This is a genomic window from Xylophilus sp. ASV27, from assembly GCF_016428875.1.
Classification (GTDB): domain Bacteria; phylum Pseudomonadota; class Gammaproteobacteria; order Burkholderiales; family Burkholderiaceae_C; genus Xylophilus.
Window position 1 is genome coordinate 29,757 of record NZ_JAELTO010000009.1, and the last position, 18,616, is coordinate 48,372.

Genomic DNA, 18,616 nt, shown 5'->3' on the forward strand with positions numbered 1-18,616 from the left:
GGCTGCCACGCACGGCGCGCAATATGGGCGCTTTCCGCGCGTGTGACACTCCATGAACTTCTCCCCCGCCACCGACCTGCATGCCGACGTGCTGCGCCGCTTCGAGGCCGACCTGATGGACGGCTTCGACGAAGAATTGGAACTGGAGATGGACGAGCGCGGCCCTCCTTCCGGCGAGGCCGAGGCATTGGCGCGCCGCAGCTACTTCCGCGAGCTGTTCCGGCTGCAGGGCGAACTGGTCAAGCTGCAGGACTGGGTGCAGCACACCGGGCAGAAGGTGGTGGTGCTGTTCGAGGGCCGCGACGCGGCCGGCAAGGGCGGCGTCATCAAGCGCATCACGCAGCGGCTCAACCCGCGCATCTGCCGCGTGGCGGCGCTGCCCGCGCCCAACGACCGCGAGCGCACGCAGTGGTACTTCCAGCGCTACGTGTCGCACCTGCCGGCCGGCGGCGAGATCGTGCTGTTCGACCGCAGCTGGTACAACCGCGCCGGCGTGGAGCGGGTGATGGGCTTCTGCACCGACGCGGAGTACGAGGAGTTCTTCCGCACCGTGCCCGACTTCGAGCGCATGCTGATGCGCTCGGGCATCGTGCTGCTGAAGTACTGGTTCTCCATCACCGACGAGGAACAGCACCTGCGCTTCCTCGGCCGCATCCACGACCCGCTCAAGCAGTGGAAGCTCAGCCCCATGGACCTGGAGTCGCGCCGGCTGTGGGAGGAGTACACCCGCGCCAAGGAAACCATGCTGGAGCGCACCCACACGCCCGAATCGCCCTGGTGGGTGGTGCAGGCGGTGGACAAGAAGAAGGCGCGGCTCAACTGCATCGCCCACCTGCTGTCGCAACTGCCCTACCAGGAAGTGGAGCGCGCGGCGGTCGAACTGCCGGCGCGGGTGCGGCACGCGGATTACCTGCGCCGGCCGGTGCCGGCGGAGATGTACGTGCCCGAGGTCTATTGAAGGCAGCCCCCAAAATGCTATTAAATTCATAGCACACAACCCAGGCAACACCTGGGCTACAACGCTATTTGGCTCGAATCAAGACTCCCGAACGCTCAATGCTGCGGCAAACGCCGCGTGCGCTCCACCGCAGCCTCCAGCCCCTCCCACGCCGGCTTGCCCGGCGCGAAGCGCGCGCGCATGTAGGCTGACAGCTCGGCGATCTGGCGGTCGTTCAGCGCGTCGCGGAAGGGCGCCATGAAACCGATGCCGGGCGTGGCCGGCTGCTGCACGCCGTCGAGCACGGTGCGCAGCAGGTTGTCGGGGTTGGCGCTGTGCAGCTTGCTGCTGAGCGCCAGCGGCACGTTGGCGCCGAGCAGCTTCGGGCCGTCGCCGTCGTGGTGGCAGGCGGCGCAGGCAGCCTGGAACATGCGCTGGCCGGCGCCGGGCAGCGGTGCGCGCGCGGCGGCATCGGCCACGATCCGCGCGGCCGGCACGCCGGCGGTGGCATTGAAGGACGCGAGGTAGGCCGCCATGGCGCGGATGTCGGCGTCGGGCAATTGCCGCAGCTCGCGCACCACCGGCCCCATCGGGCCGCCGGCCGCGCCGTGCTCGGCGCTGTGGCCGGTGCGCAGGTACTGGTACAGAGCATCGGCGCTCCACGGCACGGGCGCTTGCGACAAGGCGGTGAGCGGCGGCGCCTCCCAGCCATCGACCATGGCCCCGGCCAAATACGCTTTGCCGCTCTTCTCCGCGCCCAGCGCGTTGCGCGGCGTGTGGCAGGCGCCGCAGTGGCCCAGGCCCTGGACCAGGTAGGCGCCGCGGTTCCATTCGGCGGACTGTGCCGGATTGGCGCGGTAGGGCGCAACGTCGTGGAACAGCGCGTTCCAGCCGGCCATGAGCGGGCGCAGGCTGAAGGGGAAGCGCAACTCCTGCTCGGGCGTTGGCGCGCGCACCGCGGGCTGGCTCATCAGGTAGGCATAGAGCGCGGTCAGGTCCTCGTCGCTGGTCTTGGCGAAGGCGGTGTACGGGAAGGCCGGGTACAGGTGGCGGCCGTCGCGCGAGAGGCCTTCGCGCATGGCGCGCTGGAAGGCGCTGAAGGACCAGGTGCCGATGCCGGTCTCCGCATCCGGCGTGAGGTTGGTGGTGTAGAGCGTGCCGAACGGCGTCTGCATGGCGCGGCCCCCGGCGTTGGGCGCGCCGCCGGGCGCGGTATGGCAGACCGCGCAGTCGCCCAGGGCGGCCAATACGCGGCCGCGCTCGATGGTGGCCGGGGTGTAGACCGGCGCGCTGCCGGGCGCAGCGGGCGCGACCGGCGCGATGGCAGGGCGCCAGCCCAGCAGCGCGGCGCCCATGCCGATGACTCCCGCCACCAGCGCACCACCGCGCGTCCATCCACCACGGCGCGGCCAGAGTGCGGTGCGCGGCAGTTCGCCCCTTTCTCCCGTGGGGGAGGGCGGGGATGGGGGCAGCAGCGCCTCTTGCGGGCGCTGCGCGCCCTCACCCCCGCCCTCCGGGAGTGAAGACAGCGCGGCGCGCACCACTTCCGGCGTGAACGGCGGGTTGCGAAAGCGCACGCCGGTCGCGTCGAAGATCGCATTGGCGATGGCGGCGGTGCCGGGCAAGGAGGACGACTCGCCCGCGCCCAGCGGCGCCTCGCCCTGGCGCGGCATGTGCAGGACCTCGATCACCGGTACTTCGCGAAAGCTCAGGATCGGGTAGCTGCCCCATTCGCGCGTGTCGACCGCGCCCGGATGCGGCGCGCCGCGCGGCGCGAAGTCGACCTTCTCCTTCAGCGCGCGGCTGGTGGTCTGCAGCACGTTGCCGTGGATCTGGTGCTCCACGCCCGCGGGGTTGACCATCATGCCGGCGTCGTGGCCGACGACGACGCGGCGCACGTGGACCTCGCCGGTCTTGCGGTTCACGTCCACGTCGGCCACCCAGGCCGCCCAGGCCGCGCCAAAGCCGGGCCATTTGCTGTGGATGTAGCGGGCGTAGGCAAAGCCCTGGCCGCGCAGGAAGTCGCCCTCGGCCGCCTGCTGCTGCGGCTGCGTGTGCGGCCGCCAGCCGGCCTTCCCGGCCGTGGCCTGCACCAGCTCGGCCGCGCGCGGGTCCTGCAGGTGGCGCAGGCGGAACTCGACAGGGTCCACGCCCGCGGCGGTCGCCAGCTCGTCGATGTAGCTCTCGTGCGCGAAGGAGCTGGGCAGGGCCGAGACGCCGCGCAGCCACGAGGCGCGCACGATCGGCGGCATGTCGTTCACCGCCACGCGCAGGTTGTCGTAGGCGTAGGGCGGGCGCGCGGTGCGGTCGCCCATCTCGTAGGCCTGGGCCAGCGGCTCGATGGTGCGGGTCAGCAGCAGCGCCAGCGTGGGCGCGCCGTTGGACGGGTAGCTGCTCTCGAAGTCGTAGGCCGCCACGGTGCCGTCGGCGTTGAGGCCGCCGCGCACCTGCATCAGCTGCGCCGCGCCCTTGGGCTCCCACAGGTGCTCCTGCTCGCGCGTGAGCTGCACCCGCACCGGCGCGCCCACCGCGCGCGAGAGCAGCGCCGCGTCGGCGGCCACGTCGTCGGCGCAGTTGCGGCCGTAGCAGCCGGCGGCCTCCATGCGGACCAGGTCGATGGCTGCTTCGGGCAGGTCCATGAGCCGCGCCAGGTCCAGCCGCAGCACGTGCGGGTTCTGCGTGCCGGCCCAGACGCGCATGCGCTCGCCCTGCCAGTGGGCCACGGCGCAGGAGGGGCCGATGGAGGCATGCAGTTGGTAAGGCCAGACGTAGGTGCGCGGCATGGGCTGCGCGGCGCCGGCCAGCGCGGCATCGACGTTGCCTTCGTCGATCAACTGACGGTGCGTGGCGGGATTGCTGCGCAGCGCGTGTTCCAGGTCCGACAGGTCGGGCATGCCGGGCAAGGGCTTCCAGCGCACCCGCAGTTCCCGCAGCGCCTGCTCGGCATGCTCCTCGCGCTCGGCGACGATGCCGACGAAGTCGCGTATCACCACCACGGCGCGGATGCCGGGAATGTGCGCGATGGAGGAGTCTTCCACCGCCTCCAGCGTGTTGCCGATGAAGTCGCCATGGTCCGCGCCCGCATAGGGCGGCCGCAGCACGCGGCCATGCAGCATGCCGGGCAGGCGCATGTCGTGCACGAAGACCGGTTCGCCGGAGACCTTGGCCGGGATGTCCACGCGCGGCTGGCGCGTGCCCACCAGCCGGTAGTCGGCGGCGCTCTTGACCGGCGTGGCGGGATCCAGATGCAGTTCGACGTGGCGGCCGGCGACGAGCGCGTCATAGGCGATGCGGCGTGCCGGATCGGCCTTCAGGCGCACCCAGCCGTCGCGGGTTTCCAGCGCTTCCAAAGGCACCTGCAGATGCTCGGCCGCGCGCGCGACGAGCCAGCCGCGCGCCTGCGCCGCCGCCAGCCGCAGCGGCTGGGCATGGATCTGGATCGAGGCGCTGGCGATGGTCGCGCCCTGGTTGGGCGCGCGCGCGGTATCGCCCAGCACCATGTGCAGCCGCTCCATCGGCAGGTCCAGCTCATCGGCCGCGATCTGGGCAAGAGCGGTGCGGATGCCGGTGCCCAGGTCCACATGGCCGTTGAGCGCGGTGGCGCTGCCGTCGTCCCAGACCGCGAGCAGGATCTCCACGCCCTCCTCCGGGTTGCCCGCCACCAGCGCCGGCTGGCCCTGGGCCGGCGGCGGCGCGGGCGGAGGATCGCGCACCACCAGCAGCACGCCGGCTGCCGCGTGGAAATCCGCCCGCGTCAGCGGTGCATCGGCGCGGCGGCTCACCGGCCCCCCTCCGCACGTTGTTCGCGCAACAGGACCGCCGCGCGCCGCACCGCGCACACGATCTCCACATGGGTGCCGCAGCGGCACAGGTTGCCCGACAGCTCCGCGCGGATGCGCGCCTCGCTCGGGTCCGGCTCGCGCGCCAGCAGGGCCGCGGCCATCATCACCATGCCGTTGAGGCAGTAGCCGCACTGCGCGGCCTGCGCGTCGACGAAGCCCTGCTGCACCGGGTGCAAGGCATGCGGCGAGCCCAGCCCTTCCAGCGTGGTGATGCTGCGGCCCGCCACCTCTTGCGCGGGAATCACGCAGGCCCGCGCAGCCACCCCGTCCACCAGCACCGTGCAGGCGCCGCACTGCCCCAGGCCGCACCCGTACTTCGGGCCGTTCAGGCCCAGGTCATTGCGCAGCACCTGCAGCAGCGTGGCGCCGGTGCCGCCGAGCACGGTGCAGGAGCAGCGGTTGACGGTGAGGGAAATGCCGGCTGCGTTCACGCCTTCTCGGTCAGGCCGTGACGATGTCCGCCGACTGGATGCGCTTGACGCCCGCGGCCTTCATCTTCTTCCAGGCCGCGGCGAGCGAGCCGTTCAGGTCGATGGCGCGCGTGGCGTCCTCGATCACATAGACGTTGAAGCCGAGCTTGCGCGCGTCGAGCGCGGTCCAGGCGACGCAGAAGTCGGTGGCCAGCCCGGTGAGGTAGACGGTGCGGATGCCGCGCTCCTTCAGGTAGCCCGCCAGGCCGGTGCGCGTCTTGCGGTCGGCCTCCTCGAAGGCCGAGTAGCTGTCCACGTCCTGGTGGAAACCCTTGCGCACGATGAGCTGGGCCGTGGGCAGCTTCAGGTCGCCGCGCAGCGCAGCGTCGTCCGTGCCCTGTACGCAGTGGTCGGGCCACAGCACCTGCTGGCCGTACTTGAGCTTGGTGGTCTCGAAGGGCTTCTTGCCGGGGTAGCTGCTGGCAAAGGAGGCGTGGCCCGCCGTGTGCCAGTCCTGCGTGAGGACGATGTTGGCGAAGGCGGTGGAGAGCTTGTTGATGATGGGCACCACCTCGGCGCCACTCTTCACCGGCAGCGTGCCGCCCTCGACGAAGCAGTTCTGCACGTCGATCACGAGCAGCGCGGCCCGGGCGCTGGGCTTGAGCGGCTTGGCCCGCAAGGGCAGTGCCTGCGCGGCAAGGCCTGCGGCGGCTGCGGACTGGAGAAGGCTTCGGCGCGAAAGCACGGTCATGGCAAGGCTCCTGGGGTTGGGAAATCAAACGCTCAGATAGGCTCTGCGAACCTCTTCATTGGCCGCCAGATCCTCCATCGAGGCCTGGTAGCGGATCTGGCCCTTTTCGAGCACGTAGGCGCGGTCGGACACCAGTTCGGCGAAGTGCATGTTCTGCTCGGACAGCAGGATGCTCACGCCCTGGCTCTTCAGCTCCAGGATCATGTGCGCCATCTGCTCGACGATCACCGGCGCCACGCCTTCGGAGGGCTCGTCCAGCAGCACCAGGTAGGGGTTGCCCATGAGCGTGCGGGCCACGGTGAGCATCTGCTGCTCGCCGCCGCTCATGCGGCCGCCGGGGCGCTCGGGCATTTCCCCCAGGTTGGGGAAGAGCTTGAACAGGCGCGCCGGCGTCCATACGGGCGCGCCGCTGCCGTCGTCCCACCGGCGCGCGGGCTGGCGGCCCACCTCCAGGTTCTCGAGCACCGACAGGTCGGTGAACACGCGCCGGTCTTCCGGAACGAAGCCCAGGCCCAGGCGCGCCGCATGGTGCGGCTCGGTCCGGGAGATGTCCTGCCCTCGGAAGGCAATGCGACCGCGCCGCTTGGCCAGCATGCCCATCAGCGCCTTGAGCGTGGTGGACTTGCCCGCGCCGTTGCGGCCCATCAGCGCCACCACCTCGCCGCGGCGCACCTGCAGGTCCACGTCGTAGAGGATCTGCGCCGCGCCGTACCAGGCGCACAGGGACTTGGCTTGCAGCAGGAGTTCGGAGGTGCTCATGCGCTCACCGCTTTCTCTTTCTTCTCGAAGGTCCTGCCGCTGCCGAAGTACACCTCCTGCACCTTCGGGTGGTCGCGGATCTCCAGCGGCCTGCCCTCGGCGATCAGCCGTCCGCGCGCGAGCACGATCATGCGGTCGGCATAGGCGAACACCACGTCCATGCTGTGCTCGGTGAAGAGCACGGCCATGCCGCGGTCGACCACCAGCTGCTTGGTCAGCGCCATGAGCGAGTTGCGCTCCTGGGGCGCCATGCCGGCAGTGGGCTCGTCCATCAGCAGCAGCTTCGGGCTGTTGGCCATGGCAATCGCCAGCTCCACGCGCTTGACGTCGCCATAGGCGAGCACGCTGCAGGGCCGCTCGGCCTGGGACTTCATGCCGACCTGCTCCAGCAAGGCCAGGGCTTCGCCGCGCTTGTGGTCGGCTGCGCGCCGCCACATCGAGAACAGCCTGCCGTCGTGCGACAGCAGCGCCATCTGCACGTTCTCCACCACCGTGAGCGAGGCAAAGGTCTCGGCGATCTGGAAGGTGCGGCCCACGCCCATGCGCCAGATGGCGCGCGGCTTGCGGTCGATCAGCTCCTGTCCTTCGAGCAGGATGGAGCCGCGGTCGGCCGGCAACTGGCCGTTGACCATGTTGAAGGTGGTGGACTTGCCGGCGCCGTTGGGGCCGATCAGGGCCAGCAGCTCGCCCTTGGCCAGGGTGAAGTCGATGCCGTCGACCGCCTTCACGCCGCCGAAGGACTTGCCCAGCCCGCGGACCTGCAGCAGCTTGCTCATGCCTGCGCCTCCTGGTTGCCGCGCTTGCCGCGCCACCACGCGGAGAACTGCCCGGCCGCGCCGGCAATGCCCTGCGGGAACAGCAGCACCAGCAGCAGGATGATGCCGCCCAGCGTGGCACGCCAGTAATCGGTGTTGCGCGCCACCGTGTCGTGCAGCCAGGTGAAGGTGACGGCCCCCACCACCGGGCCGGCCAGCGTCTGCAGGCCGCCCAGCAGCACCATCACCAGGCCATCGACCGAACGGGTCACCGACAGCGCCTCGGGCGAGATGCTGCCCTTGGAGAACGCGTACAGCGCGCCGGCCAGTCCGGCCACCGTGCCCGCGATGATGAAGGCCACCCACTGCATGCGCTTGACGTCGATGCCGATGGCGTCGGCGCGCAGCGGCGAATCGCGGCCTGCGCGCATCGCGTAGCCGAACGGCGAGAACAGCACCCGGCGCAGCAGCAGGATGCCTGCGCCCACCAGCACCAGCGTGAGCCCGTAGTAGGCATTCTTGTCGGCGAGCCAGGAGGCGGGCCAGACGCCGGTCAGGCCGTTGCTGCCGCCGGTGAAGCCGTCCCACTGGTAGGTGACGGCCCAAGCGATCTGGGCGAAGGCCAGGGTCAGCATGGCCAGGTACACGCCCGACAGCCGCACCGCGAACCAGCCGAACACCAGCGCGCCCAGTGCCGCCACCAGGGGCGCGGCGATCAGAGCCGCCTCCATCGGCAGGCCGGCCGCGCGCACCAGCAGCGCCGCACCATAGGCGCCCAGGCCGAAATAGGCCGCGTGGCCGAAGGAGTGCATGCCCGCCGGGCCCATGATGAAGTGCAGGCTGACCGCGAACAGCGCCGCCACCATCAGGTCGGTCGCCAGCACCATGGTGTAGGGCGAGCCCGCCGCCAGCCAGGGCAGCGCCACCAGCACCGCGGCGAATGCGGCTACGGCCAGCAGGTAGCTGCGACTGGGTGGCCGCAGGGGTTCTTCCTGCAGGCCCAGGTGCCGGCTGGGCGCCTGCGGCCGGCCGAACAGCCCCCACGGACGCCACACCAGCACCACGGCCATCACCAGGAACTCGACCACCAGGGTGAGATTGGAAAACGAGACGCTGAGGCCGAACAGCTCCACCACGCCGAGCCAGATGCAGACCGCCTTGATCTCGGCGATCAGCAGGGCGGCGGCATAGGCGCCGGGGATAGAGCCCATGCCGCCCACCACCACCACCACGAAGGCCGCGCCGATGGTGGTGAGGTCCAGCTCCAGGTTGGCGGGCTCGCGCGGCAGTTGCAGCGCGCCGCCCAGGCCGGCCAGCAGCGCGCCCAGCGCGAACACGGCCGTGAACAGCCAGGCCTGGTTCACGCCCAGGGCGCTGACCATCTCGCGGTCCTGCGTGGCGGCGCGCACCAGCGTGCCCCAGCGCGTGCGCGTCAGCAGCAGCCAGAGCAGGCCCAGCACGATGGGGCCGACGACGATCAGGAACAGGTCATAGGACGGAAACTGCCGCCCCAGGATCTCGATGGAGCCCTTGAGGCCGGGCGCGCGCGGGCCCAGCAGTTCTTCAGGACCCCAGAGCCACAGCACCGCGTCCTTGATGACCAGCACCAGCGCGAACGTGGCCAGCAACTGGAACAGCTCGGGCGCCTTGTAGATGCGGCGCAGCAGGGTCATCTCGATCACCGCGCCCAGCACGCCCACCGCCACCGCCGCCAGCAGCAGCGCCGGCCAGAAGCCCACCGGCCCCATCACGTTGGAGAGCAGGCCCACCAGCGTGTAGGCCACGTAGATGCCCACCATGTAGAACGAGCCGTGGGCGAAGTTGACGATGCGCGTCACCCCGAAGATCAGCGACAGCCCGGCCGCCACCAGAAACAGCGAGGACGCCCCGGCCAAGCCATTGAGCAACTGCACGACAAAACCAGACAAACTCATCAAGAATCCTTTGCTCGCCCCCAGGCTTGCCCACTGCGTGTGGCCGCCCACCCCCTACCGGGGGCAGTACCGGCGGCCCGGCGAAGCCCGCTCCGCGGTACTCCTGGAATGGAGCGCCTCGCAGTAAAAGTGTTGATTCGGTGTCTGCTCAATCAGCAGGGCGCAGTTTTCTCACTTCTTCGTCGGAAGGCTGGAACCTGCCGCCGTCGAGGTAGACGTAGTCCACCATCACGCCCTTGCCGCCCTCGTTGCGGGTCTTGCCGACGTAGGCGCCCATGGTGGACTGGTTGTCCTGCACGCGGTAGGTGATCCTGCCGAAGGGTGTGTCCACCGGCAGGCCCCTGAAGGCCGCCACGAGCTTCTCGGTGTCGGTGCTGCCGGCCTTCGCGATGCCCGCGGCCAGCGATCTGATGGCGCTGTAGCCGACCACCGAGCCCAGGCGCGGATAGTCCTTGAACTTGGCTTCATAGGCGCTCCGGAAGGCCTTGTGCTCGGGCGTCTGCAGGCTGCTCCACGGATAGCCGGTGACGATCCAGCCATTGGGCGACTCGTCCTTCAGCGGGTCGAGGTACTCGGGCTCGCCGGTCAGCACGCTGACCACGGCGCGGTCCTTGAACAGGCCGCGGGTGTTGCCTTCGCGCACGAACTTGGAGAGGTCGGCGGCGAACAGCACGTTGAAGATCGCGTCCGGCTTGGCGTCGGCCAGCGCCTGCACCACGCTGCCGGCATCGACCTTGCCGAGCGGCGGCGCCTGTTCGGCGACGAATTCGACATCGGGCTGCGCCTCCTTCAGCAGCTTCTTGAAGGTGGCGACCGAGGACTGGCCGTACTCGTAATTGGGGTAGACCAGCGCCCAGCGCTTCTTCTTGAGCTTGGCCGCCTCGGGCACCAGCATGGCCACCTGCATGTAGGTGGAGGGGCGCAGGCGGTAGGTGTATTTGTTGCCGTTCTGCCAGACGATCTTGTCGGTCAGCGGCTCGCCTGCCAGGTAGAAGAACTTCTTCTGCTTGGCGAAGTCGGTCAGCGCCAGGCCGGTGTTGGAGAGGAAGGAGCCGGTCAGCACGTCGACCTGCTCGCGCGAGATCAGTTCCTCGGCCATGCGCACCGCGTCGCCGGGATTTGCATTGTCGTCGCGCGTGATCAGCTCGAACTTCTTGCCGTTGACGCCGCCGGCCGCGTTGATCTCCTCCACCGCCAGCTCCATGCCCTTCTTGTAGGGCTCGAGGAATGCAGGCTGCGCCTTGTAGCTGTTGATCTCGCCGATCTTGATCGTGCCCTGCGCCTGCGCGGCGACAGAGAAGGCCATGCCGGCGGCGAGCGCGGCGCCGAGGTGCAACTTCGTCTTCATGGGGAACTCCTTGGGAGTGAGGGGTCGGGAAAGAAAAACAGAGAGAGTGTGCGCGCATCAGCGCAGGCCGTCGGTGCCGTGGATCTCCTGGGCCTGCAGGCCGCCGACGCGCGGCAGCGGCCGGCCGCTGTCGGTCACCACCACGGCCACCACGATCTCGTTGGCGCGCGGCGCATCGGCGACGCGGGCCTCCATGGCGTCGAAGTGGCTGCGCACGAAGGCCGCGTCCTTGTGGCCCAGCGGCACGTCGATGGCCGTGCCCAGGCCGCCACGCTTCTTGCTCGAGGGCACCAGCGCCGCGCCCTTCTCCACCGCCTGGCGCAACGGTGCGCCGAGTTTCGGATGCAGGATGGCCGCGGCATGCTCCAGCTCGCCGGCCTCGCCCACGATGGCAGCCTTGCCGTAGCTCTGCGCCGCGCCGGGCGCGATGCCCAGCGCCTGCACGCACTTCTGCCCCAGCAGGCCGCCGAGTTCCTCGCCGATGGCGATCAGCTCGTCGAGGTTCTCTGCGTAGCGGCCGGCGTAGGGATTGGCGATGACGGCCATGGCCAGCGCACGGCGCGTGGACGGGTGGACGGGCTGCCCCATCTCGATGCGGGTTTCGTCCACCTGGACGACGATCTTGCGGATCTTGGCGCTCATGGTTTTCCTTGTCTCCTTGGGTTCGGGTTAGCGAAGGCCATCCCACTGGGCGATGTTCTCGGCACGCAAACCGCCCACGCGATCGTGCACACGGTAGCCGGTGGTCATGGCGAGGATGAACACGATCTCGTCGGACGCCGGCGCGCCCGGCACGCGCACCTCGATCGCATCGAACTGGCCGCGCACGTAGCTGGCGTTGATGTTGGTCAGCGGCACGTCCAGCGCGGCACCGGGCGGGCCGACCTTCTTGGTGGAGGGCACGATGGACAGCGCATTGCCGGGCTGGCCCTTGCCCGCATGCCCGCCCGTCCAGCCGAGCAGTTCGCGCATCGCATAGCCCCCCGGCACATGCCACAGCGCGCCATGTTCCAGCTCGCCGGCGGCGCCCACGATGGCGCCCTTGCCGTAGGTGGCGATGCGCTCGGCCGGCACCTCCATGGCCGCCAGCAACTGGCGCGCCAAGGCGAGGCCGACCGGATGCAGCGCCTCCATCATGGGCAGGATGTCCTGCACGTAGCGGCCCGCGTACGGGTTGGCCAGCACCGCAGCGATGGCGCCGCGCCGCAGCGGCTCTGCCGGCGGCGGGCCGAACTCGTGGTGGATGTCTTCCACGTGGGTGAAGGTGCGTCGTATCTCGATCATGCGGGGATCCTTCGATTCGTTAAGCAAATACTGAACCAACCTGCCGCGTCGCCCACTGCGGATTCTGCGCGAGCGCCAGTTGCCCCTGGCACACCAGCGCCGCGGCCCAGATGCGGCCTTCTTCCTGCAGGCGGCACGCGACGCGCAGGCCCGCACCGAGGGCATGGCGCACGGCCGCGGGACCCAGCGGCGGCACGTCGACCGTGACCGGCAGCAGGCCCAGGTCGCTGTCGTCCTTCAGTTCCATGGCGGGGCGGCGCCGGATGCGGGCGTCATCCAGGTTCACGGCGTTGGCGATGACGGTGGCGCATGCGTCGGCGTCGGCCGCCGTGGCTGCCAGCACGGTCACGCTGTCGGCAATGCCCAGCGAGAAGCTGCGCCCGCGCCAGCCGCTGGTGGCGATGCCGCGCACCGGCATCGCGGCCTGCACGTCGAAGCGCCCATCGGTGCGCAGGCCGTCACGGACGGCGTCGGCCGGGTCGAAGCGCGCGACGTCGGCATAGAGCCCCACCCGCACCGCGGCGCCCGGTGCCAGGTGCAGCGCGATGTCGCCGCCATTGTTGACCCAGGCGCGCACGATCCCGGGCTGCCGGTAGCAGGCGATGACCTCGTCGGCCACGGCACCCGCCACGGCGGCCATGGGCGTGATGAAGCCCGCGCGGTGCGGCGCGCAGGCCTGCCACATGCGGCGTGCCACGCGGCCGTGCAGGGGGCAGGATTCATTCACGGGCCGGCGCAGCGCCGGCAACTCGGCCACCAGTTCGTCCAGCAGCGGCGTGAAGCGCCGCCATGCGGCCTCGTGCGCCGCGGCCTGGGCAGCGGGCGGCCCTTCGGCGCCGATCACCAGGTCCATCGGGCCATGCTGGAAATGCCAGCGGCCGTCGGCCAGGGATGCGCGGCTCGCAGCCATCGCCCGCGCCTCAGCCGAGCAGGGGCGGCTGGCCGAGCGGCCAGGGGTTGCCGGCGGCGTTGCGTGCCCAGCGCAGCGCGGTCGGCGCGCCGTCGTCATGCCAGGCGCCGCGCCGCAGCACCTCGCCCAGCGGCCGCACGTATTCCATGTGGCCGCCCAGCAGGCGGTAGTCCTGCAGCGCCATGCTGAACTCGATGGGCGCGACGATGGCCGGCGTGGGCACGGTGCCAAAGCTGTCGTCGGGCATGCGCATGACGTCGGCCATCACCGTGATGCCGCCGCCCGGCCAGACGTAGGCCGGCGCGCCGCCGCAGGTGACGTTGACCAACGCCTGCTTGATGGCGCGGGTCAGCCGCACCGGGTTGTCGGTCACGCCCGCGCGCAGGCTGCCGCCGGCGCCGCCCAGGAACAGCACGGTGGACAGCGAGGGCTCGCAGTTCTCGCCGATGCGCTCGACCACGGCGCGCACCGCCGCCGGCATGGCCTGCTCGACGGGCTGCAGCGCCTCGTCCAGCACGTACCAGTTGGCGTGCTCGCCGGTGGTGGAGGTCATGAGCAGGCGCAGGCCGGGCCAGGCCACTTCCGGGTTCCAGCCCTCGATGATGGACAGCGGCTCGGCGATGTCGGTGCCGCCCCAGCCGGTGCCCGGATTGGCGACCTGGAAGTAGCGGCCCGGCGTGGACTTGCGGCCCCGCATCTGGATGCCGGAGCGGCGCATGTCCAGGCAGCGCCCGGCCTGGTGCTCGGTCAGCACGCCGGTGATGTGGTCGTCGACCACCACCACCTCGTCCACGTGGCCGAGCAACTGCTTGGCGAAGATGCCGATGGTGGCCGAGCCGCAGCCCACGCGCATGCGCTGCTCTTCCACGCCGTTGACGATGGGCGCGCGGCCGGCCTGCACCACGACCTGCGAGCCACCGTCGATGCTCAGCTCCACCGCCCGCTTGTTGCCCAGCAGCTGCATCATCTCGGCGGTGACGCGGCCTTCCTTCTTGCTGCCGCCGGTGAGATGGTGCACGCCGCCGAGCGACAGCATCTGCGAGCCGTATTCGGCCGTGGTCACGTGCCCGACCACCTCGCCCTTGCAGCGGATGTTGGCCTGCTCGGGGCCCAGGAAGCGGTCGGTGTCGATCTTCACCTTGAAGCCGCAGTAGCTGAAGATGCCTTCGGTCACGACCGTGACCATGTCCACGCCGCGCGCCTGCGAGGCGACGATGAAGGGCGCGGGCTTGTAGTCCGGGTAGGTGGTGGAGGAGCCGACGCCGGTCACGAACACCTCGTCGGCGCGCAGCAGGTCGCCGCTCCATTCGGCGGGAGCCTCGGCGCGGGTGGCGAAAGGCACCAGCTCCGGCGCGCCGGATTCGAGCGTGCGGCGCAGCAGCACCACGGGGTCGACCCGCACCAGCGCGCCGCCGCGGTTGGCATAGCGGTCGCAGGCGCCGGTGCGGCCCTCGGAGATCTGGCACAGCACCGGGCAGGCGTTGCATTCGACCTTGGCGCCGGCCCCGCGCACGTCGCGCGCCGCGGGCTCGGCCGCGGCCAGCGGCATGTCGATGCCGGGCAGGCCGTCGGTCTTGGTGTGTTCCGTCATGTCGTGGGCTCGTTTTCCGGCGGGCGTGCGGGCTGCGATTGCGGCTTGAATGGCCGTCGCAATGTGTGTAGCATCCACTTAATCAAAATGTTGTGTTTGCTACATTCACGGATCAATGTAGCGCATTCGATTGGGGGCCGCAAGACGTGGTTTTCCGCAGCTTCGCAGGGCGTTGCGGGCGCACCGGGAGGGTTCGCGGGCGCAAAGCATTTACCATCATGGGCCGCCCCCGCGCCCGCGGGCCGGCGGCTCCCACGATGGATACCGGAGACATGCCCCGTACCGGCCGGCGCCGCCGCGGCCGGCCCCGTCCCTCCATCCTCAATCGCAGACTGTCATCACCATGAGTGCTTTCAACGAAGAACGCGTCCTGTCGGTCCACCACTGGACCGACCGCCTGTTCACCTTCACCACCACGCGCGATCCGTCGCTGCGCTTCTCCAACGGCCACTTCACCATGATCGGCCTGCGCGTCAACGACAAGCCGCTGCTGCGCGCCTACAGCATCGCCAGCGCCAACTACGAGGAGCACCTGGAGTTCCTCAGCATCAAGGTGGACAACGGCCCGCTCACCTCGCGGCTGCAGCACATCCAGGTGGGCGACACGGTGATCGTCGGCAAGAAGCCCACCGGCACGCTGCTGATCGACTACACCCTGCCCGGCAAGCGCCTGTACCTGCTGGGCACGGGCACCGGCCTGGCGCCCTTCCTGTCCATCATCCGCGACCCGGAGACGTACGAGAAGTTCGAGAGGGTCATCCTGGTGCACGGCGTGCGCCAGGTGGACGAACTGGCCTACCACGACATGGTGACCAAGCACCTGCCCAACCACGAGTTCCTCGGCGACTTCGTGCGCAGCCAGTTGCTCTACTACCCTACGGTGACGCGCGAGAGCTACCGCAACATGGGCCGCATCACCGAACTGCTGGAAAACGGCAAGCTCGAGGCCGACCTGGGCCAGCCCCGGCTCAACCCCGCCGAGGACCGCATGATGCTGTGCGGCAGCCCGTACATGCTGGCCGACCTCAAGCAGTTGCTGGAGCAGCGCGGCTTCAAGGAAGGCAACACCAGCACGCCCGGCGACTTCGTCATCGAGCGGGCCTTCGCCGAGAAGTGACGCTTGGCGCTCCGGCCGGACTTCTCTCCTGACTCGCTGACGGGACGCCGATGACAGAACGCAAGGCAGCAGCCAAGCGCCCCTCGGCGCGCCGCACCGGCGCGCGGGAGCTGGCGGCGCAGGCCACGCGCGAGAACATCCTGCGCGCGGCCACGAAGGTGTTCGCGCGCTACGGCTACGAGGGCGGCAGCGTGGAGAAGATCTCCAGGGCGGCGAAGTCCTTCGACCGCATGATCTACTACTACTTCGGCAGCAAGGAAGGCCTGTTCATCGAGGTGATAGAGAGCATCTACCGCCGCATGAACGAGGCCGAGGAGGCGCTCGACATCCGGCCCGATGCGCCGGTGGAGGCGCTCAAGGCGGTGGTGCGCTTCGTGAGCCAGTACTACCGCAGGAACCCCGAGTTCGTCACCCTGCTCAACACCGAGAACCTGCACAAGGGCAGGCACATCGCCAAATCGCCGCGCGCGCGCGAGTACTCCTCGCCCGCGGTCTCGGTGATCGCGCAGGTGCTGGCCAGCGGCGCGGCCGCGGGCGTGTTCCGCAGCGACCTGCAGGCGCGCGACCTGTACCTGCTGATCGCCTCGATGGGCTACTTCTACCAGTCCAACCGCTACACGCTCAGCGCCTTCCTGGGCGAGGAACTGGACCGCCCGGAGGCCATTGCCCACTGGGACGCGGTGATGGTCGACGTGGTGCTGCGCACCGTCGCGCCGGCGCGCTGATCCCGATCCCCTCCCCACGATTCCCAAGGAGCCGTTCATGGCAGAAGCCCCCACCACCGCGACCTCGGGCAAGGTCGTCATCCGCAACATCGGCCTGCTGCTGTCGGGCGACATCGACCGGCCCATCCTCGGCGCCGACACTATCGTGGTGAACGATGGCCTGATCGTAGCGGTCGGCAAGGAGAAGGACTGCGACCTGGAAGGCGCGAGGACCGTCATCGACGCGCGCGCAACCTGCGTCGCGCCCGGCCTGATCGACAGCCACGTGCACCCGGTGTTCGGCGACTGGACGCCGCGCCAGGGCCAGATCGGCTGGATCGACTCCACGCTGCACGGCGGCGTGACGACCATGATCTCCGCCGGCGAGGTGCACCTGCCCGGCCGCCCCAAGGACATCGTGGGCCTGAAGGCGCTGGCCATCACCGCGCAGCGCGCGTTCGACAACTTCCGCCCCGGCGGCATGAAGGTGCTGGCCGGCGCGCCGGTGATCGAGAAGGGCATGGTGGAGAGCGACTTCAAGGAACTCGCCGAGGCCGGCGTGGGCCTGCTCGGCGAGGTCGGCCTGGGCTCGGTGAAGGCCGGCTACGAGGCCAGGGAGATGGTGGCCTGGGCGCGCAAGTACGGCATCCAGAGCACCATCCACACGGGCGGCCCGTCGATCCCGGGCTCGGGCCTGATCGACAAGGACGTGGTGCTCGAAGCCGACGCCGACGTCATCGGCCACATCAACGGCGGCCACACCTCGCTGCCCGAGGCGCACGTGTGCGAGCTGTGCGAGAAGAGCACGCGCGCCATCGAAATCGTGCACAACGGCAACGAGCGCGTCGCCATCGCGGCGGCCAAGGCCGCGCTGGAACTGAAGTGCCCGCACCGCGTGATCCTGGGCACCGACGGGCCCGCGGGCTCGGGCGTGCAGCCGCTGGGCATCCTGCGCATGATCGCCATGCTGTCGTCGATCGCGAACATACCGGCCGAGCTGGTGTTCTGCTTTGCCACCGGCAACACCGCGAAGATCCGCAAGCTCAACTGCGGGCTGATCGAAGCCGGCCGCGACGCCGACCTCGTCTTCATGGACCGCGCGCAGCACTCGCCCGCGCCGGGCCTGCTCGAAAGCGTTCGGCTCGGCGACATCCCGGGCGTGGGCATGGTGATGATCGACGGCATCGTGCGCTGCGGCCGCAGCCGCAACACGCCACCGGCTACCGAGATCCCGGTGGTGCTGGGCGCGCACTGAGAATCCGTGCCGGGCCGGGATTGCTATTATTTATATAGCGCACAGCCCAGGTAGTTCCTAGGCTACAGCTGCTTTTTGCCTGGAAATCAGTAGGAACCGGTGGCATAGGTGCCCTGCGGCTGCACGGCCTGGCGGTAGTAGGGGTCGCTCGAATAGGTGCGGCTCTGGCCCAGTCGGAAGCCGCGGCCTTCCAGCGTGATCGGCTCGCCCACCGGCACCGGCTGCGAGCGCTCGAAGGTGCGGCGCGAGCCGTCTTCCATGCGCACGTGGATCAGGTAGGCCGTCTGGGTGTTGGTGCGCTTCTCCACCGTGTTGCCCAGGAAGCCGCCGCCCACGGCACCCAGCACCGTGGCCGCGGCCCGGCCGGAGCCATGGCCGATCTGGTTGCCCAGCACGCCGCCGAGCACACCGCCGGCCACCGCGCCCACGCCGGTGGGCGGCGCGGCCCGCTGCACCGGCTGCACCGATTCCACCCGCCCGCAGATGCCGCAGACCGGGGTGGCCTGCACCGGCTCCGGATAGGCGGCGCCGGCGCTGCCATAGGCGGGCGCCGGTGCCGGCACGGGCCGGGGAGCGGTGACCACCGGCGCCCGGGCCGCGGCGGGAGCCGCAGGGGGAGCCGCAGGCGCAGCGGCGGGCGGGGCGGGCTGATCCCGCGCGATCTCTTCCTTGGCGGCGGACGAGGCCGGCGCCGGCACCTCGGCCGGAGCCAGGGCGGCGACTTGCGTTGCAGGCCCGGCAGGGCGCGTATTCTGGTAGACCAGCGTGCCGCCAAGCGCGAGTACCGCCGCCGCGAGGACGCCGATGGCGATCCAGAGCGGCTTGAGCGGCGAGGCCCCGGCGTCGTGGCCGTGCACGGGGGTGAGGCTGGTGGACGTGCTCATGTTCTCTCCTTCTGTGATGCGCTTCCTTGTGCCGGAAGCCCTGTCAGGAAGCTACACAGTCCACGAGCCCAAGAAGTACCGCTTTTGTAAAGCGCGGTAAGCGGTGCAGCCCCATGTGCGCCGGGCGCTGCGTGG

The 18,616-nt window shown here is 70.1% G+C and carries 16 protein-coding genes; 4 read left to right on the forward strand and 12 right to left on the reverse strand.

Annotated features, from left to right (window positions below; genetic code table 11):
• Window positions 1-52: 52 nt before the first annotated feature.
• Window positions 53-958 (forward strand): polyphosphate kinase 2, encoded by a 906-nt coding sequence (gene ppk2, locus JHD63_RS03600; RefSeq protein ID WP_198969288.1) that lies wholly within the window; start codon window positions 53-55, stop codon window positions 956-958.
• Between the two features lie 95 nt (window positions 959-1,053).
• Here ppk2 and JHD63_RS03605 read toward each other — a convergent pair whose 3' ends face one another.
• The 11 genes from JHD63_RS03605 to JHD63_RS03655 all read right to left on the reverse strand — a co-directional run bounded on the left by JHD63_RS03605 (window position 1,054) and on the right by JHD63_RS03655 (window position 14,521).
• Window positions 1,054-4,719: a molybdopterin cofactor-binding domain-containing protein gene (locus JHD63_RS03605; RefSeq protein WP_198969289.1), complete on the reverse strand. Its 3,666-nt coding sequence runs from the start codon at window positions 4,717-4,719 to the stop codon at window positions 1,054-1,056.
• Entirely contained in the window at window positions 4,716-5,195 is a 480-nt protein-coding gene (locus JHD63_RS03610; RefSeq protein WP_370590385.1) for a (2Fe-2S)-binding protein, read from the reverse strand. Before JHD63_RS03610 ends, JHD63_RS03605 begins: the two co-directional genes overlap by 4 nt.
• Window positions 5,196-5,220: 25 nt before the next feature.
• A complete protein-coding gene (gene pncA, locus JHD63_RS03615) occupies window positions 5,221-5,940 on the reverse strand; it encodes a bifunctional nicotinamidase/pyrazinamidase (RefSeq protein ID WP_198969291.1) in 720 nt (239 codons plus the stop codon).
• A 24-nt stretch (window positions 5,941-5,964) separates the two neighbouring features.
• Window positions 5,965-6,699, reverse strand: a complete 735-nt coding sequence (locus JHD63_RS03620; RefSeq protein WP_198969292.1) for an ABC transporter ATP-binding protein — start codon at window positions 6,697-6,699, stop codon at window positions 5,965-5,967.
• Window positions 6,696-7,475: an ABC transporter ATP-binding protein gene (locus JHD63_RS03625; protein ID WP_198969293.1), complete on the reverse strand. Its 780-nt coding sequence runs from the start codon at window positions 7,473-7,475 to the stop codon at window positions 6,696-6,698. Before JHD63_RS03625 ends, JHD63_RS03620 begins: the two co-directional genes overlap by 4 nt.
• On the reverse strand, window positions 7,472-9,388 hold the full coding sequence (locus tag JHD63_RS03630; protein WP_198969294.1) for an ABC transporter permease: 1,917 nt from the start codon (window positions 9,386-9,388) through the stop codon (window positions 7,472-7,474). The genes JHD63_RS03625 and JHD63_RS03630 overlap by 4 nt, the downstream gene beginning before the upstream one ends.
• Before the next feature lie 148 nt (window positions 9,389-9,536).
• Window positions 9,537-10,736, reverse strand: a complete 1,200-nt coding sequence (locus JHD63_RS03635; protein WP_198969295.1) for an ABC transporter substrate-binding protein — start codon at window positions 10,734-10,736, stop codon at window positions 9,537-9,539.
• A 57-nt stretch (window positions 10,737-10,793) separates the two neighbouring features.
• On the reverse strand, window positions 10,794-11,378 hold the full coding sequence (locus JHD63_RS03640) for an amino acid synthesis family protein (protein ID WP_198969296.1): 585 nt from the start codon (window positions 11,376-11,378) through the stop codon (window positions 10,794-10,796).
• A gap of 27 nt (window positions 11,379-11,405) precedes the next feature.
• Entirely contained in the window at window positions 11,406-12,020 is a 615-nt protein-coding gene (locus JHD63_RS03645) for an amino acid synthesis family protein (RefSeq protein ID WP_198969297.1), read from the reverse strand.
• Between the two features lie 19 nt (window positions 12,021-12,039).
• Window positions 12,040-12,930, reverse strand: coding sequence for a UPF0280 family protein (locus JHD63_RS03650; RefSeq protein ID WP_198969298.1), 891 nt, complete (start codon window positions 12,928-12,930; stop codon window positions 12,040-12,042).
• 10 nt (window positions 12,931-12,940) lie between these two features.
• Entirely contained in the window at window positions 12,941-14,521 is a 1,581-nt protein-coding gene (locus tag JHD63_RS03655; RefSeq protein ID WP_198969299.1) for a 6-hydroxynicotinate reductase, read from the reverse strand.
• Between the two features lie 343 nt (window positions 14,522-14,864).
• On the opposite strand from JHD63_RS03655, the gene JHD63_RS03660 reads away from it, so the two are divergent.
• From JHD63_RS03660 to JHD63_RS03670, 3 genes are read left to right on the forward strand one after another with little or no spacing between them, the layout of a single operon-like run.
• A complete protein-coding gene (locus tag JHD63_RS03660) occupies window positions 14,865-15,638 on the forward strand; it encodes a ferredoxin--NADP reductase (RefSeq protein WP_198969300.1) in 774 nt (257 codons plus the stop codon).
• 50 nt (window positions 15,639-15,688) lie between these two features.
• Entirely contained in the window at window positions 15,689-16,363 is a 675-nt protein-coding gene (locus tag JHD63_RS03665) for a TetR/AcrR family transcriptional regulator (RefSeq protein ID WP_198969301.1), read from the forward strand.
• 37 nt (window positions 16,364-16,400) lie between these two features.
• Window positions 16,401-17,597, forward strand: coding sequence for an amidohydrolase family protein (locus JHD63_RS03670; RefSeq protein WP_198969302.1), 1,197 nt, complete (start codon window positions 16,401-16,403; stop codon window positions 17,595-17,597).
• Between the two features lie 86 nt (window positions 17,598-17,683).
• Here JHD63_RS03670 and JHD63_RS24740 read toward each other — a convergent pair whose 3' ends face one another.
• Complete coding sequence (locus JHD63_RS24740; RefSeq protein WP_198969303.1) at window positions 17,684-18,481, reverse strand: outer membrane lipoprotein; 798 nt, start codon at window positions 18,479-18,481, stop codon at window positions 17,684-17,686.
• Between the last annotated feature and the right edge of the window lie 135 nt (window positions 18,482-18,616).

Bases quoted from the DNA above. Each gene is read 5' to 3' on its own strand.
- JHD63_RS03635 (WP_198969295.1), bottom strand. From the start codon at position 10,736: ATGAAGACGAAGTTGCACCTCGGCGCCGCGCTCGCCGCCGGCATGGCC.
- JHD63_RS03670 (WP_198969302.1), top strand. From the start codon at position 16,401: ATGGCAGAAGCCCCCACCACCGCGACCTCGGGCAAGGTCGTCATCCGC.
- JHD63_RS03620 (WP_198969292.1), bottom strand. From the start codon at position 6,699: ATGAGCACCTCCGAACTCCTGCTGCAAGCCAAGTCCCTGTGCGCCTGG.
- JHD63_RS03665 (WP_198969301.1), top strand. From the start codon at position 15,689: ATGACAGAACGCAAGGCAGCAGCCAAGCGCCCCTCGGCGCGCCGCACC.
- JHD63_RS03660 (WP_198969300.1), top strand. From the start codon at position 14,865: ATGAGTGCTTTCAACGAAGAACGCGTCCTGTCGGTCCACCACTGGACC.
- JHD63_RS03640 (WP_198969296.1), bottom strand. From the start codon at position 11,378: ATGAGCGCCAAGATCCGCAAGATCGTCGTCCAGGTGGACGAAACCCGC.
- pncA (WP_198969291.1), bottom strand. From the start codon at position 5,940: ATGACCGTGCTTTCGCGCCGAAGCCTTCTCCAGTCCGCAGCCGCCGCA.
- JHD63_RS03625 (WP_198969293.1), bottom strand. From the start codon at position 7,475: ATGAGCAAGCTGCTGCAGGTCCGCGGGCTGGGCAAGTCCTTCGGCGGC.
- ppk2 (WP_198969288.1), top strand. From the start codon at position 53: ATGAACTTCTCCCCCGCCACCGACCTGCATGCCGACGTGCTGCGCCGC.
- JHD63_RS03630 (WP_198969294.1), bottom strand. From the start codon at position 9,388: ATGAGTTTGTCTGGTTTTGTCGTGCAGTTGCTCAATGGCTTGGCCGGG.
- JHD63_RS03655 (WP_198969299.1), bottom strand. From the start codon at position 14,521: ATGACGGAACACACCAAGACCGACGGCCTGCCCGGCATCGACATGCCG.
- JHD63_RS24740 (WP_198969303.1), bottom strand. From the start codon at position 18,481: ATGAGCACGTCCACCAGCCTCACCCCCGTGCACGGCCACGACGCCGGG.
- JHD63_RS03650 (WP_198969298.1), bottom strand. From the start codon at position 12,930: ATGGCTGCGAGCCGCGCATCCCTGGCCGACGGCCGCTGGCATTTCCAG.
- JHD63_RS03645 (WP_198969297.1), bottom strand. From the start codon at position 12,020: ATGATCGAGATACGACGCACCTTCACCCACGTGGAAGACATCCACCAC.